This is a genomic window from Pseudomonas sp. Xaverov 83, from assembly GCF_019352905.1.
Lineage (GTDB): Bacteria > Pseudomonadota > Gammaproteobacteria > Pseudomonadales > Pseudomonadaceae > Aquipseudomonas > Aquipseudomonas yamanorum.
The window spans coordinates 1-15,346 of record NZ_JAAAFU010000003.1; the positions used below are offsets into that span (position 1 = coordinate 1).

Annotated in this window: 12 protein-coding genes; 7 read left to right on the forward strand and 5 right to left on the reverse strand. The window is 61.6% G+C overall.

Features of this window, described 5'->3' with window-relative positions; genetic code table 11:
• Positions 1–488: 488 nt before the first annotated feature.
• Together K0H47_RS01720 and pap are read right to left on the reverse strand one after the other, a co-directional pair.
• Positions 489–1,673 carry a thiolase family protein gene (locus K0H47_RS01720; RefSeq protein WP_219271813.1) on the reverse strand — a complete coding sequence of 395 codons (1,185 nt, stop codon included), beginning with the start codon at positions 1,671–1,673 and terminating at the stop codon, positions 489–491.
• A 102-nt stretch (positions 1,674–1,775) separates the two neighbouring features.
• Positions 1,776–3,302, reverse strand: coding sequence for a polyphosphate:AMP phosphotransferase (pap, locus tag K0H47_RS01725; protein WP_219271815.1), 1,527 nt, complete (start codon positions 3,300–3,302; stop codon positions 1,776–1,778).
• Between the two features lie 154 nt (positions 3,303–3,456).
• Here pap and mnmC point away from each other — a divergent pair, with 154 nt between their 5' ends.
• The 5 genes from mnmC to K0H47_RS01750 all read left to right on the forward strand — a co-directional run bounded on the left by mnmC (position 3,457) and on the right by K0H47_RS01750 (position 10,726).
• Positions 3,457–5,445, forward strand: a complete 1,989-nt coding sequence (mnmC, locus tag K0H47_RS01730) for a bifunctional tRNA (5-methylaminomethyl-2-thiouridine)(34)-methyltransferase MnmD/FAD-dependent 5-carboxymethylaminomethyl-2-thiouridine(34) oxidoreductase MnmC (RefSeq protein WP_219271817.1) — start codon at positions 3,457–3,459, stop codon at positions 5,443–5,445.
• A gap of 154 nt (positions 5,446–5,599) precedes the next feature.
• Complete coding sequence (locus K0H47_RS01735) at positions 5,600–7,372, forward strand: N-acetylglutaminylglutamine amidotransferase (RefSeq protein WP_063031962.1); 1,773 nt, start codon at positions 5,600–5,602, stop codon at positions 7,370–7,372.
• Positions 7,373–7,375: 3 nt separating this feature from the next.
• A complete protein-coding gene (gene ngg / locus K0H47_RS01740) occupies positions 7,376–9,121 on the forward strand; it encodes an N-acetylglutaminylglutamine synthetase (RefSeq protein WP_219271819.1) in 1,746 nt (581 codons plus the stop codon).
• Positions 9,122–9,254: 133 nt separating this feature from the next.
• Positions 9,255–10,439: an osmoprotectant NAGGN system M42 family peptidase gene (locus K0H47_RS01745; protein ID WP_003216760.1), complete on the forward strand. Its 1,185-nt coding sequence runs from the start codon at positions 9,255–9,257 to the stop codon at positions 10,437–10,439.
• Between the two features lie 59 nt (positions 10,440–10,498).
• A complete protein-coding gene (locus tag K0H47_RS01750) occupies positions 10,499–10,726 on the forward strand; it encodes a YheU family protein (protein WP_003192759.1) in 228 nt (75 codons plus the stop codon).
• 3 nt (positions 10,727–10,729) lie between these two features.
• On the opposite strand, the gene csrA is transcribed toward K0H47_RS01750, so the two are convergent.
• Together csrA and K0H47_RS01760 are read right to left on the reverse strand one after the other, a co-directional pair.
• Positions 10,730–10,939 carry a carbon storage regulator CsrA gene (csrA, locus tag K0H47_RS01755; protein WP_063031965.1) on the reverse strand — a complete coding sequence of 70 codons (210 nt, stop codon included), beginning with the start codon at positions 10,937–10,939 and terminating at the stop codon, positions 10,730–10,732.
• A 163-nt stretch (positions 10,940–11,102) separates the two neighbouring features.
• Entirely contained in the window at positions 11,103–11,918 is an 816-nt protein-coding gene (locus tag K0H47_RS01760) for an SDR family oxidoreductase (protein ID WP_063031967.1), read from the reverse strand.
• Positions 11,919–12,247: 329 nt separating this feature from the next.
• Between K0H47_RS01760 and K0H47_RS01765 the strand changes: the two genes are divergently transcribed.
• Positions 12,248–12,400: a DUF3309 family protein gene (locus K0H47_RS01765; RefSeq protein ID WP_003216767.1), complete on the forward strand. Its 153-nt coding sequence runs from the start codon at positions 12,248–12,250 to the stop codon at positions 12,398–12,400.
• A 61-nt stretch (positions 12,401–12,461) separates the two neighbouring features.
• On the opposite strand, the gene K0H47_RS01770 is transcribed toward K0H47_RS01765, so the two are convergent.
• The gene (locus K0H47_RS01770) at positions 12,462–14,549 is read right to left on the reverse strand and encodes an LTA synthase family protein (RefSeq protein WP_063031970.1); all 2,088 of its coding nucleotides are present in this window, start codon (positions 14,547–14,549) and stop codon (positions 12,462–12,464) included.
• A 321-nt stretch (positions 14,550–14,870) separates the two neighbouring features.
• On the opposite strand from K0H47_RS01770, the gene K0H47_RS01775 reads away from it, so the two are divergent.
• A complete protein-coding gene (locus tag K0H47_RS01775) occupies positions 14,871–15,341 on the forward strand; it encodes a methylated-DNA--[protein]-cysteine S-methyltransferase (RefSeq protein ID WP_177027327.1) in 471 nt (156 codons plus the stop codon).
• Positions 15,342–15,346 lie beyond the last annotated feature (5 nt).

Sequence of the window (15,346 nt, forward strand, 5' to 3'; positions counted from 1 at the left end):
GCGGGCACGGTCAAATGTGGGAGCTGGCTTGCCTGCGATGGCATCGCCTCGGTGTATCTGAAAAACCGAGGTGTCCGCATCGCAGGCAAGCCAGCTCCCACAGAAAAGCAGAGCTGCATCCGCTTCAGATTTGGCTTTCGCTCTGGATCTTGCCTCTGCTTTTAACACTCAAGCCGGCCGGGAGGCCGCTGTGCTCTGCTTTTGATCTGCTTTTGATTTTGATCTGACTGCCCCAATAAGCCCGAGGCCGAACGCAGGCAGTGCGGAGCGGGTAAACCGGCAGGACGCCGGTTTAGCCGCGCCGGGCCATGGATGGCCCGTCGCGGCGGCCCGCGGAACAATGCCGGAGTGAGGGAACACCGAGCCTAGGCGAGGTGCCGACAGGCGGGGCAGAGCGTTTTGGTTGCTTTGCCGCTTTTGCAAAGTGACTCGCTGTAAGAGCGAAACCATAGGTGGCCGTTACCTAAATAACGGATATGCCCCCCAACCTACCGCACCGCCTCAAACAACCCAGTAGCCCCCATCCCACCCCCAACGCACATAGTGACAATGCCGTAACGCAACTGACGCCGCTGCAACTCACGCACCAGGTGCCCCACCTGCCGCGACCCCGTCATCCCAAACGGATGCCCGATGGAAATCGACCCGCCGTTGACGTTGTACTTGGCGTTATCAATTTCCAGCCGATTACGCGCATACAGACACTGCGAAGCAAACGCCTCATTCAGCTCCCACAAATCAATATCCGCCACCGCCAGCCCGCGAGCCTTGAGCAACTTGGGCACCGAAAACACCGGCCCAATCCCCATCTCATCCGGCTCACACCCCGCCACCGTAAACCCACGGAAAAACGCCTTAGGCTTGAGCTCCAATTCCAGAGCCTTCTCCAGGCTCATCACCAGTGTCATGGAAGCCCCATCAGACAACTGCGACGAATTCCCCGCCGTCACCGACCCATCCTCGGCAAACACCGGCTTCAACCCCGCAAGACTGGCCAAGGTGGTATCCGGACGATTGCAGTCATCACGGTCCACCACCCCATCCAACACCTGCACCGCGCCGGTATTCTTGTCCTCGACCTTATACTTCACCGCCATCGGCACAATTTCATCATCGAACAACCCGTCAGCCTGGGCCTGAGCCGTACGCTGCTGGCTTTGCAGCGCATACAAATCCTGCTCTTCACGACTCACGTGATACCGCCGCGCAACGATTTCAGCGGTCTGCCCCATAGGGAAATAAATACCCGGCACCTGCTCCTTGAGCAACGGATTGATCAGGTTATCGGTGTTCACGCTTTTCATGGTCAAGCTGATGGACTCAACCCCGCCGGCCACGATGATGTCGCTGCAACCGGACGCAATCTGGTTGGCCGCAATGGCAATCGCCTGCAAGCCCGAGGAACAGAAACGGTTAAGGGTCATCCCCGCCGTACCGGTGCCCAGCTGCGACAACACCGCCACATTGCGGCCGATGTTGTAGCCCTGGGCACCTTCGTTGGAGCCGGCACCGACGATGCAATCCTCGACCGTGGCCGGGTCGATGCCGTTGCGGGTCAGCAGCGCGTTGACGCAATGGGCAGCCATGTCATCGGGACGGGTCTGGTTGAACTTGCCGCGAAAGGACTTGGCCAGGCCGGTTCGCACGCTGTCGACGATCACTACTTCACGCATGGGCTACCTCTATTGTTGGGGTTGTTGAGAGATGGATCGAGCATAGATCCCGCCCTCTTCAACCGCGACAATCATTCATCCCGCGTATGCAAAAGCATGGCGTTACTTCTTCTTGTACTTCTTGTACTTCTTGTCGTGCTTGTCCGTCTTGTCGAACGCTTCCTCCAGCGCCCGGTTGATGGTGCGCAACACCTTCACCCGCGCCCAGCGCTTGTCATTCGCCTCGACCAGCGTCCACGGGGCAATCTCGGTGCTGGTGCGGTCCACCATGTCGCCCACCGCCGCCCGGTAGTCGTCCCACTTGTCGCGATTGCGCCAGTCATCCTCGGTGATCTTGAAGCGTTTGAACGGGATTTCCTCGCGGGCCTGGAACCGCTCCAGCTGCGTCTGCTTGTCGATCGCCAGCCAGAACTTGACCACGATCACCCCGGCATCCCGCAGTTGCTCTTCAAAGTCGTTGATCTCGCCGTAGGCGCGCATCCAGTCCGTCGGCGTGCAGAAGCCTTCGATGCGTTCCACCAGCACCCGGCCGTACCAGGAGCGGTCGAACACGGTGAACATGCCCCGCGCCGGAATTTTCTGCCAGAAACGCCACAAGTAAGGCTGGGCGCGTTCGTCTTCGCTGGGCGCGGCAATCGGTACGATGTGGTACTGCCGGGGATCGAGGGCTGCCGCCACGCGGCGGATAGCACCGCCCTTGCCTGCCGCGTCGTTGCCTTCAAATACCGTCACCAACGCGTGTTTGCGCATGCGCTTGTCGCGCATCAGCCCGGAGAACCGCGCCTGTTCGGTAATCAGTTGTTCTTCGTAATCGTCCTTTTCAAGGCTCAGGCTCATGTCCAGGCTGTTCAGCAAGCTCATCTGGTCAACCGCCGACGGCAGCGGCGCCGGGTTCATGCCGCTGACTTTACCCTTGGGCACTTTCAAGGCGTTTTGCAGGCCTTCGAGCAGGATCTTGCCGACGGTCAGCCCGCGGTAGTGTGCATCGACCCCCTCGATCACGTACCACGGCGCATAGTCACGGCTGGTGCGGCGCAGGATCCGCTCACCGAAATGCACAAACTTGTCGTAGGTCTTTGACTGCTGCCAGTCCAGCGGGCTGATGCGCCAGCTGTGCAGCGGGTCATCCTGCAAGGCTTTGAGCCGGGATTTCATCTGCTTTTTGGACAGGTGAAACCAGAACTTGAAGATCAGCGCGCCTTCGTCACACAGCATCTTTTCCAGGCGCTCGGCACCGGCGATGGCCTGGTCGAGCCGCGCATCCTTGATCTCGCCATGCACGCGACTCTGCAGCATCTGGCTGTACCAGTTGCCAAAAAAGATCCCCATGCGGCCTTTCGCCGGCAGCTGGCGCCAGTAGCGCCACGCCGGCGGGCGGGCCAGTTCTTCGTCGGTCTGCTGGTCGAAGGTGCGTACTTCGATCAGGCGCGGGTCCATCCATTCATTCAGCAACTTGACGGTTTCGCCCTTGCCGGCGCCTTCGATGCCATTGATCAGGATGATCACCGGGAAGCGCTTCTGCTGCTGCAGTTCGTACTGCACTTCCAGCAGGGCTTCGCGTAAGGCCGGCACTTCGGCGTCGTAGGTGTCTTTGTCGATGGCGTGACCGATTTCGGCAGATTCGAACATGGGCGGCTCCGTTCCAGAATGAGGCAAGACTAGCGGATTGGACGGTGCAGCGCCGGAGGAAATTTCACACCCGGTTGTCATGGATCAATGACACCCCTGTTGATCAGCTAGAATGGCCGCCTTGTCTTTGCCTGCCGTATTTTATGAGCCGCCCATGAACCCCGTATCCCACGCCCAGCTCGACTGGGATGACCAAGGTCGCCCGCACTCGCGGGTGTTCGACGACGTGTACTTCTCCGACAAGTCGGGCCTTGAAGAAACCCGCTACGTGTTCCTTGAACAGAACCGTTTACAGGAGCGTTTTGCTGCGCTGCCGGTGGGTGGGCGCTTGGTGATTGGTGAGACCGGCTTCGGCACCGGCCTGAATTTTTTGTGCGCCTGGCAACTGTTCGAACAGCACGCAGTGCCGGGCGCACGCCTGCATTTTGTCAGCGTGGAAAAGTACCCGCTGAGCCACGCCGACCTGCAACGCGCCCTCGCCCTCTGGCCGGAACTTGCACCGTTCTCCGAGCAACTGCTGGCGCAGTACATCGCGATCCATCAGGGCTTCCAGCGGCTGGTGCTGGATAACGGTCGCGTCACCCTGACCCTGTTGATCGGCGATGCCCTGGAGCAATTGCCACAGCTGGACGCTCAGGTCGACGCCTGGTTCCTCGACGGTTTCGCCCCGGCCAAAAACCCGGACATGTGGACTGCCGAGCTGTTCGCCGAACTGGCACGGCTGGCGGCGCCGGGCTCGACCATCAGCACCTTCACCAGCACCGGCTGGGTGCGCCGGCTGATCAATGGGGCCGGGTTCAAGATGAAGCGCACCCCGGGCATCGGCCACAAGTGGGAAATCCTGCGGGGTGAGTTTCTCGGCTGGCCCACTGAAACGCCCGTACCGCCCGCGACAAAACCCTGGTTTGCGCGCCCGCCTGCTGTTGCTGGTGAGCGCCACGCGCTCGTCATCGGCGGTGGCCTGGCCGGTTGCGCCACGGCCGCCAGCATGGCGGCACGGGGCTGGCGGGTCAGCTTGCTGGAACGCCACGCAGCGCTCGCACAGGAAGCCTCCGGTAACCCGCAAGGGGTGTTGTACCTCAAGCTTTCAGCCCACGGCACGGCACTGTCGCAATTGATTCTCAGCGGTTTCGGCCACACGCGGCGCCTGCTGGAACACCTGCAACGTGGCGTGGACTGGGATGGCTGCGGCGTGCTGCAACTGGCCTTCAATGCCAAGGAAGCCGAGCGCCAGGCACAGCTGGCCAGCGCTTTTGCCCCGGACCTGTTGCACCTGCTGGATAAAGAGCAGGCCCAGGCGCGTGCCGGAATAACCCTGGAGCAAGGGGGCTTGTTCTTCCCCGAGGGCGGCTGGGTACACCCGCCCGCGCTGTGCCAGTGGCAAGCCAGGCACCCGCTGATCGAGGTGCTGCAGCACCATGACGCCCTTGAGCTTAAGCAGGTCGACGGTGAGTGGCAGGCGCTGCAGGGCGATACGGTTCTGGCGCAGGCCAGCGTGGTAGTGCTGGCCGGTGCCGCCGAGATCAAGCGGTTTTCCTTCAGCGCTGACCTCCCCCTCAAACGCATCCGCGGGCAAATCACCCGGCTGCCGCAAACAACGCAAAGCCAGGCGTTGGCCACGGTGGTGTGCGCCGAGGGTTACGTCGCCCCGCCACGCCTGGGCGAGCACACCCTCGGCGCCAGCTTTGACTTCAAGAGCGACGACCTTACGCCCACGGTGGCCGAGCACGTCGGCAACCTCGAGATGCTGCGGGAAATCTCCCCCGACCTGCTGCAACGCCTGGGCGCCGACAGCCTGGCACCCGAACAGCTCGAGGGCCGCGCCGCGTTCCGCTGCACCAGCCCGGACTACTTGCCGATCGTCGGGCCGCTGGCGGAACGCGAGATGTTTGATCAGACCTACGCCGCCCTCAGCAAAGACGCCCGGCACGTCCCGGATGCACCATGCCCCTGGTTGCACGGCCTGTATATCAACAGTGGCCATGGCTCACGCGGCTTGGTCACCGCGCCCCTCTGCGCAGAGCTGCTGGCCGCCTGGCTCGACAATGAGCCGCTGCCGCTGCCGCGCAGTGTCAGCGAAGCCTGTCACCCCAATCGGTTCGCACTGCGGGCGCTGATTCGCGGTAACCCAAGCAAATCCTGAGGGCCAAGACGGGCCCCCAGCCCGTCAAGGCTCATTGCCTTATAACGTATTGTTCTAAAACTCCCACAATTTACCCGGGTCAGTCTCTGGGTACCCGCCGTTTTGGCGGGCTGCATTTCTATCCCTCCCCAACGGAAAAACCGGTAAGGAATTTATGTGCGGATTAGCTGGAGAGTTACGTTTCGATCACCAACCTGCCGACCTGGCAGCGGTGGAACGAATCACCCATCACTTGGCGCCACGCGGTCCTGACGCGTGGGGCTTCCATGCTCAAGGGCCGATTGCCCTGGGCCATCGACGCCTGAAAATCATGGACCTGTCGGACGGCTCCGCCCAACCGATGGTCGACGCCCAACTGGGCCTGTCCCTGGCGTTCAACGGCGCGATCTATAACTTCCCGGAATTGCGTGAAGAGCTGGAAGCCCTGGGCTACGCCTTCTATTCCGGTGGCGACACCGAAGTGCTGCTCAAGGGCTACCACGCCTGGGGCGAAGCCTTGCTGCCCAAGCTCAACGGGATGTTCGCCTTCGCCATCTGGGAGCGCGATGCTAAGCGCCTGTTTATCGCCCGTGACCGCCTCGGCGTGAAGCCGCTGTACCTGTCGCGCACCGGCCAGCGCCTGCGTTTTGCTTCGGCATTGCCGGCGCTGCTCAAGGGTGGCGATATCAACCCGATCCTCGATCCGGTGGCCCTCAATCACTACCTGAATTTCCACGCCGTGGTGCCTGCGCCGCGCACCTTGCTGGCGGGCATTGAAAAACTGCCGCCTGCGTCGTGGATGCGCATCGACGCCGACGGCAAGACTGAACAGAAAACCTGGTGGACCCTGCCCTACGGCCCTCACGCCGATGAAGCCAACCTGACGCTCGAAGACTGGACCGACCGTGTGCTCGACAGCACCCGCGAAGCCGTGGCGATTCGTCAGCGGGCGGCAGTGGACGTGGGCGTGCTGCTTTCCGGCGGTGTCGACTCCAGCATGCTGGTGGGCCTGTTGCGCGAAGTCGGCGTGCAGGACCTGTCGACCTTCTCCATCGGCTTTGAAGACGCCGGTGGCGAGCGCGGCGACGAGTTCCAATATTCGGACTTGATCGCCAAGCATTACGGCACCCGGCACCATCAACTGCGCATCGCCGAAAGCGAAATCATCGAGCAATTGCCGGCTGCGTTCCGCGCCATGAGCGAGCCGATGGTCAGCCATGACTGCATCGCCTTCTACCTGCTGTCCCGGGAAGTCGCCAAGCACTGCAAGGTGGTGCAGAGCGGCCAGGGCGCCGATGAACTGTTCGCCGGTTACCACTGGTACCCGCAAGTGGACGGCGCCAGCGACCCGTATGCCGCCTACCGCGATGCGTTCTTCGACCGCAGCTACGACGACTACGCCGCCACCGTCGCGCCGAAATGGCTGACCGCGAATGACGCCGCCGGTGACTTCGTGCGCGAGCATTTCGCCCAGCCCGGCGCCGATGCGGCCGTGGACAAAGCCCTGCGCCTGGACAGCACCGTGATGCTGGTGGATGACCCGGTCAAGCGCGTCGACAACATGACCATGGCCTGGGGCCTGGAAGCGCGCACGCCGTTTCTCGACTACCGCCTGGTGGAACTGTCGGCCCGCGTGCCGGGTAAATTCAAACTGCCGGACGGCGGCAAGCAAGTGCTCAAGGAAGCCGCGCGCCGGGTGATCCCGAGCGAAGTCATCGACCGCAAGAAAGGTTATTTCCCGGTGCCCGGCCTCAAGCATTTGCAGGGCGACACCTTGAGCTGGGTGCGCGACCTGTTGCTGGACCCAAGCCAGGATCGCGGCCTGTTCAACCCGGCCATGCTCGACCGCCTGCTCACCGATCCCCAAGGCCAATTGACCCCGTTGCGCGGCTCCAAGCTGTGGCAACTGGCGGCGCTGAACCTGTGGCTCAGCGAACAAGGAATCTGATTCATGAAACCTCATGCCACGGCTTACAGCCAACGCTTGCTGCGGGGCCAGGCGCCCTCCTACGAGCGCCTGCAAGCCCGCTTCGCCGAAGACGGCAGCGCACTGGACCCCACGCCGATTGCCGTGCATTGCGGTTGGGGTCGGCTGTTGATCGGCCACACTTTTCCGGACCCCGCGAGCCTGGCCCTGGAGTTGCTCAACGAGCAGCCCGGCGAGCGGGATATCGCGCTGTATGTGGCGGCGCCACAGCAGATCCTCGGGATTGATCCCCAGCAGTTGTTTCTCGACCCGTCCGACACCTTGCGCCTGTGGTTCACCGACTATCGTCCCGCGACCCGTGTGTTTCGTGGGTTTCGGATTCGTCGGGTACAAAGCGAGGCGGACTGGCAGGCGGTGAACCAGCTGTACCAGGGGCGCGGCATGTTGCCGGTGGACCCGGCGCTGCTGACTCCACGTCATCAAGGCGGTCCGGTGTATTGGCTGGCCGAGGACGAAGACAGCGGCGCGGTGATCGGCAGCGTGATGGGCCTGAACCACCAGAAAGCCTTCCACGACCCGGAGAACGGTTGCAGTCTCTGGTGCCTGGCGGTGGACCCGCAATGCACCCGCCCCGGTGTGGGTGAAGTGTTGGTGCGCCACTTGATCGAACACTTCATGAGCCGTGGCCTGAGCTACCTTGACCTGTCAGTGCTGCACGACAACCGCCAGGCAAAAAGTCTCTACGCCAAGCTCGGCTTTCGCGCACTGACCACCTTCGCCATCAAGCGCAAGAACGGGATCAACCAGCCGCTGTTCCTCGGCCCCGGCCCGCAGGCGGAGTTCAATCCCTATGCGCGGATCATCGTCGAGGAAGCTCATCGGCGCGGGATTGATGTGCAGGTGGACGATGCCGATGCCGGGCTGTTTACCCTGAGCCATGGTGGCCGCCGGGTGCGCTGCCGCGAGTCATTGAGCGACCTGACCAGCGCCATCAGCATGACCTTGTGCCAGGACAAGAGCCTGACCCACAAGGTGTTCAAGGCTGCCGGCTTGAACCTTCCGGCCCAGCAATTGGCCGGCAGTGCCGATGACAACCTGGAGTTTCTCGACGAGCACCAGCGCGTCGTGGTCAAGCCGCTGGACGGTGAACAAGGCCAGGGTGTGGCGGTGGATTTGCAGACGATCGAGGATGTGCAGAAAGCGATTGAGGCTGCACGCCAGTTCGACTCGCGTGTACTGCTGGAAAGCTTCCACGAAGGCCTCGACCTGCGGATTCTGGTGATCGGTTTTGAAGTAGTCGCTGCTGCCATTCGCCGCCCGGCGGAAGTCACCGGCGATGGCCAGCACTCCATCGGCGCGTTGATCGAGGCCCAGAGCCGCCGGCGCCAGGCTGCCACCGATGGCGAAAGCAAAATCCCCCTGGACCACGAAACCCAACGCACGCTGCACGCTGCCGGGTACGACTACAGCAGCATCCTGCCCCGTGGCGAACGCCTGGCGGTGCGGCGTACCGCCAACCTGCACACTGGTGGTTGCCTGGAGGACGTGACCGCCATCCTCCACCCGACCCTGGTGGACGCCGCCGTGCGCGCCGCCCGGGCCCTGGACATTCCCATGGTGGGCCTGGACCTGATGGTGCCGGCCGCCGACCAACCGGACTACGTCTTTATCGAAGCCAACGAACGGGCCGGGCTGGCCAACCATGAACCGCAGCCGACGGCTGAAAAGTTCGTGGACCTGCTGTTTCCCCATAGCCAGCCGACGGCGTGAATGATCGTTCCCACGCTCTGCGTGGGAACGCAGCCCGTGACGCTGCGCGTCACAAGAGCGGACGCAGAGCGTCCCATGAGGCATTCCCACGCAGAGCGTGGGAACGATCATCCTCAACTCATCAGGAGTCTTTATGACCCGAACCATCCCCGAACCGGATCTCGCTTACCTGCAAAAAGTGCTGCTGGAAATGCTCGCCATTCCCAGCCCCACCGGGTTTACCGACACCATCGTGCGCTACGTTGCCGAGCGCCTCGAAGAACTGGGCATTCCCTTTGAAATGACCCGGCGCGGCACCATCCGCGCCACCCTCAAGGGCCAGAAAAACAGCCCTGACCGCGCCGTCTCCGCGCACCTGGACACCATCGGCGCCGCCGTGCGGGCAATCAAGGACAATGGCCGCCTGACCCTGGCACCCGTGGGCTGCTGGTCCAGCCGCTTTGCCGAAGGCAGCCGCGTCAGCCTGTTTACCGATAACGGCGTGATCCGTGGCAGCGTGTTGCCGTTGATGGCCTCCGGTCACGCGTTCAATACCGCCGTGGATGAAATGCCCATCAGCTGGGACCACATCGAACTGCGCCTGGACGCCTACTGCGCCACCCGCGCCGATTGTGATTCCCTGGGCATCAGCGTCGGCGATTTCGTCGCCTTCGACCCGCTGCCGGAGTTCACCGAGAGCGGCCACATCAGCGCCCGTCACCTGGACGATAAAGCCGGGGTTGCCGCACTGCTGGCGGCGCTCAAGGCGATTGTCGACAGCGGCCAACCGTTGCTGATCGACTGCCACCCGCTGTTCACCATCACCGAAGAAACCGGCAGTGGCGCAGCCGCGGCATTGCCGTGGGATGTGAGTGAGTTCGTCGGCATCGACATTGCGCCGGTGGCCCACGAGCAGCACTCCAGCGAACACGCGGTGAGTGTGGCGATGCAGGATTCCGGCGGGCCGTATGACTATCACCTGTCCCGCCACCTGCTGCGCCTGGCGGCGGAGAATGAGTTGCCGGTGCGCCGCGACCTGTTTCGCTATTACTTCAGCGACGCGCATTCGGCGGTGACCGCCGGCCACGACATTCGCACCGCACTGCTGGCATTCGGTTGCGATGCTACCCATGGCTATGAGCGCACGCACATCGACAGCCTCGCCGCGCTGAGTCGCCTGCTGGGCGCGTACATCCTCAGCCCGCCGGTGTTCGCCAGCGATGCACAGCCGGCCAAAGGCTCCCTCGACCGGTTCAGTCACCAGATCGAACACGACACGCAAATGGAGAGCGATACCCGCGTGCCGTCGGTGGACAGCCTGGTGGGTCAAAAAACCTGAGACTGGCAACTCGGATCCCGGCGCAGTAGCATCGCCGGGATTCCTTAGCCGAGGCTTGTATGCTGATTCCCTACGATGCACTTGAAGTCGACACCCTGACCCGCCTCATCGAAGACTTCGTGACCCGCGACGGCACCGACAATGGTGACGACACACCCCTGGAAACCCGGGTGCTGCGGGTACGCCAGGCATTGACCAAGGGCCAGGCGCTGATTGTCTTCGACCCCGAGAGCGAGCAGTGCCAGTTGATGCTCAAGCACGATGTGCCCAAGCATCTGTTCGACTGATACTCAGGGATTGGGCACAGGCACTGGATGGGTGTTGGTCTGCTGCCCCTGGCGACTGAGGATCTTTTGATAGACCTCCGCCCGGTGCACATTGACCCCCACCGGCGCTTCCACGCCCAGCTTCACTTGGGTGCCGTTCACTTCCAGAATGCGCAAAGTGATCTGGTCGCCCACCGAAATTATTTCACCTACCGCGCGGCTTAATACCAGCATGGGGTTCGTCCTTTTTAAGTTACCGAACCCCGACCATGCGCCCCCCGCCCATCGCCATCAATGGCCTTCAGGCTAAACAGGCATGCCTTACACGCGCAGGTAATTTGCCTTACAGACAAGCGATGACAAATCGCGAATTGCGCCTCAGAACTAAACGCGATGTTCAGGCTTTGAGCGACTGAGCCTTGGCCCGCATCTTGTCCGCCATCACGGTCATCTCGTCATACAGCAGTTGCGGGTTCTTCTGCTTCAGTGCCCAGGCCATGCGTCCCTGCTCGTGGGGCAGGATCATGAATTGCCCTTCAGCCACCTGCTGGTAGATGTAGTCGGCGATCTGTGCGGCGGTGATCGGCGAGCTTTCCAGCAGCTTGCCCACTTGGGCCTTCATCGCCGGCGTCGGCCCGCGGAACGAGTCCAGGAGGTTGGTCTGGAAGAAGGATGGGCACACCACGTGCACCCCGACTTCCTGCTGCTTGAGTTCCACCAGCAGGCTTTCCGAAAGCGCCACCACGCCGGCCTTGGCCACGTTGTAGTTGCTCATGGCCGGGCCCTGCATCAGGGCGGCCATGGAGGCGATGTTGATGATGCGGCCCTTGCTCTGCTCCAGCAGTGGCAGGAAGGCCTTGCAGCCCTTGACCACGCCCATGAGATTGATTGCGATCTGCCAGTCCCAGTCTTCCAGGGACAGTTCGCTGAAGAACCCGCCCGATGCGACACCGGCGTTGTTGACGATCACATCGATGCCGCCGAGCTTTTCCTCACAGGCCTGCGCGAAGGCGGTGAGCTGGCTGTAGTCGCGCACGTCGCAACGCTGGGTGAAACCGTCACCGCCGGCCTGGCGCACCAGCTTGAGGGTTTCTTGCAGGCCTGCTTCGCTGACGTCCGACAAGGCCAGTTGCCAACCCTCACGGGCCCAGCGCAGAGCGATTTCGCGACCCAGGCCAGAACCGGCGCCGGTGATCATCATGCGATTTTGCATAGGAAAGTAGCCTTGTGGTTCACGGAAGAAGTGAGCCGCAGTGTAGCGAAGGTTTTTCCTGCACCCACGCACCATCAGACTGCTGAATGCCCGAGGCAAACCGTGGGCCGGGTCGGATAGCGGGAAACCTGCCAAGTTCAATTTATTTGAACTAAGGGCGGTTATTTGCAACGGGGTTAAAGGAAATAAGCAAGTTAGCGAAAAGCTTTAAAAAAACACGGAATTTTCTGCCAAACACATTGGTCGGAGTTATTAAGGCGTCCGTATCAGTTGTCGGGCCTATTCGTTAAATAACAGGTCTTTTCAGAAGACAATAAGGAAAACAAAACATGAGCCTCATTCTTATCATTATTCTGATCCTCCTGCTGGTCGGCGGTCTTCCCGTGTTTCCCCACTCACGCAACTGGGGTTACGGGCCATCGGGTATTCTCGGTACTGTGTTGGTAGTGCTGCTGATTCTGTTGTTGCTCGGCAAGATATAACGCGTTCCAGCGTGCAAAAAAAAGAGGCCTTAAAAAGGCCTCTTTTTTTATGCGCGGGTGTTTAATCCGGCTTGCCGTCCACTACACCTGCGGTGTTATCCAGCAGGCTCTTGGTAGCGGTCTGCAGGAACGATTCAAGCTTCTGCTTCAACGCAGCTTCGTCCGGCGATTCTGGAATCACCTTCCCGGTCGGGTTGGCGCCCAGTTCGTATTCCCACAACTTCGGTGGCATTTCCTTAGGCAGGACCAGCACGCGATCACCGGTGAGCAAGGCGACGGTCTGGTCGCTGCCCGACGGCTTGATCACGCCAAAGCCCTTGTCGCCTTCCGGCAGGTTGAGCAGGTCACGGCCCCAGCACTGGTGCAGGGTGTCACCGCCCAGGCGGCCCATGATGGTCGGCACGATGTCGATCTGGGTGCCCACGGTGTGGTCACGCTCGCCGAACTTCTCCTGCATGCCCGGTGCGATCATCAGCATCGGCACGTTGAAGCGGCCCAGGTCCATCTCGGTGATCTGCTGCTCGTTGCCGAAGCCGTGGTCGCCCACGATCACGAACAGGGTTTCCTTGAAGTACGGCTCCTTGCGGGCCTTTTCAAAGAACTGGCCCAAGGCCCAGTCAGAGTAGCGCATGGCGGTCAAATGCTCGTTGAGGCTGCCACGGTCGGTGACCTTCTCAACCGGCAATGGCGTCGGCAACGCGTACGGCGTGTGGTTGGACAGGGTTTGCAGCAGCGCATAGAACGGCTTGCCGCCTTCACGGGCCTTCAACTCTTCCAGGCCACGGTTGAACATGTCCTGGTCGGACACGCCCCAGGTCGGGTCCGAGAACACCGGGTTGACGAAGTCATTACGCCCGATGAAGTTGGTCATGCCCTGGTTGCTGAAGAAGCCCGACTGGTTGTCCCAGGCGAAATCGCCGTTGTAGACATACACGTCGTCAAACTTGCGGGCGCTGAGCAACTGCGGCAGACCCGAGAGCTTGTGGCTGCCTTCCGGAGTCTGCATCAGGTATTCGAAGCCCGGCAGGTTCGGGAAGCACGCCATGGTGGCGAACATACCCTGGTGGGTGTGGGTGCCGTTGGAGAAGAAACGGTCGAACAGCAGGCCTTCCTTGGACAGTTTGTCGAAGTACGGCGTGATGTTGCCCGGACGACCCAGGGCGCCTACCGAGTGACCGGCGAAGCTTTCCATCAGGATAACCACGACGTTCTTGATCGGCAGGGTCTTCTCGGCCGGCGGCGTGAAGTCACGGCGGACAGCGGCGGTGTCGGTGTCGACCAGTTTCTCGGTTGGCAGTACCAGCATGTCGCGCACAGTCTGGGTGGCCAACGGCTGTTCCAGGGTGGCTTTCCAGATGTTCGAGCGCTCTTCGGAGAAGCGCGCCTTCGCCGCCGCGATCAGCGACAAGGTCCCGTTGAGGCCCAACTGGTTGGCAAAGTTCGAGTCGGTGGTGTACACGTCACCCCAACGCAGCGGCGGGCCCTGGCGCAGGGTGCCACGGATGGCGACCACGGCGACCAGCAGGCAGACCACGAACACCGCGATGCGGGTGTACCACGGCGCCACCTGGCGGGTGCCGATGGTGCCGCCGCTGAACGGGCCACGTGGGCGCGTTGCACGGTCGGCGCCTTTAAAGGCGATGCTCAGGATCAGCGTACCCACGGCCCAGGCCAGCAGGTAGCGCACCACCGGGAAACCGTACCAGAGCATGCTCATCACGGTTTTCGGGTCTTCCTTCACATACTGGAAGACCAGGCCGTTGAGGCGCTGGTGGAATTCGCGGTAGAAGTCCATTTCCATCAGGCCCAGGAACAGGGCGATGCTGGACGCGACCGTCAGCCACAAGCGGAAAAACCCGCGCGCCGCCATGGCCCGCACGCTGAACAAGGCCAGCAGCAGCGGCACCAGCACGTACATCACCAGGCGGATATCCAGGCGCAGGCCGTTGGCGAACGCTTCAAGGAAGGTCGAGGCCGGTGTGTCGAGGATCATCTCGCGGTTGTAGACCAGCAGCGCCAGGCGCAGCAGGGAGAACATCACCATCATGATCAAGGCACAAAGCAGCGTGTACGCCAGATGGGATTTGACGGTCGGTTGCAGCAAGCGATTAGAAGCTCGCTGCTGATTCAGGGCGTCCGGGTTTGCCATGTCGTTTTAGGACCCATTGGAAGTTTAAGTTGCGAATGAATACAGCGCCGCCCCGCCATCGCCCAGGCAGGCTGGGGTAGACGGTGAACGCAATGGCGCAAATGGTGCCCGATCAACGCCGGCAACGCCATTGATTACTCACTCCTGCAGTAGGTGGGCACTCGTTTTAGAGCACTCGACAGGGGAAATAGCCGGCGAATTGTCTTGGATGGAATGTGAAAATTTTGTACAGCGAATATCTCGACACACAAAAAACAGCCGGGATTGTAGCGGCCAACTTACCGCCGTATCTTTGCCCGCTGCCCTTCTGGATTGCCCATGATGTTTTATTGCTACCACCCAAGTCCCCTCGGCCCGCTGTTATTGGCAGCGGATGAGCAAGGGCTACGCCTCTTATATATGGACGTGCATCAAAGCCCGGTGCAGGCAGACTGGCGCCTGGCAACTAATGAGCTGGATGAAGCAAGACGGCAACTGGATGAGTATTTTGCGCGCAGGCGGGAAGTATTCGATCTGACACTGGCGCCGGTTGGCACGCCCTTCCAGCAGCAAGTCTGGCAGGCGTTGTTGCGAATTCCCTATGGGCACACCTGGACTTATGGCAAACAGGCGAAGTACCTGGAAAATCCCAAGGCGATCCGCGCGGTGGGCACGGCCAATGGCGCCAACCCGATTTCCATCATCATCCCCTGCCACCGTGTGGTGGGCAGCGATGGAACACTGGTGGGGTTTGGCGGCGGGATTGAAAACAAGGTGAAGTTGCTGGAGCTGGAAGGCAGCTGGTTGATCTAGTAACC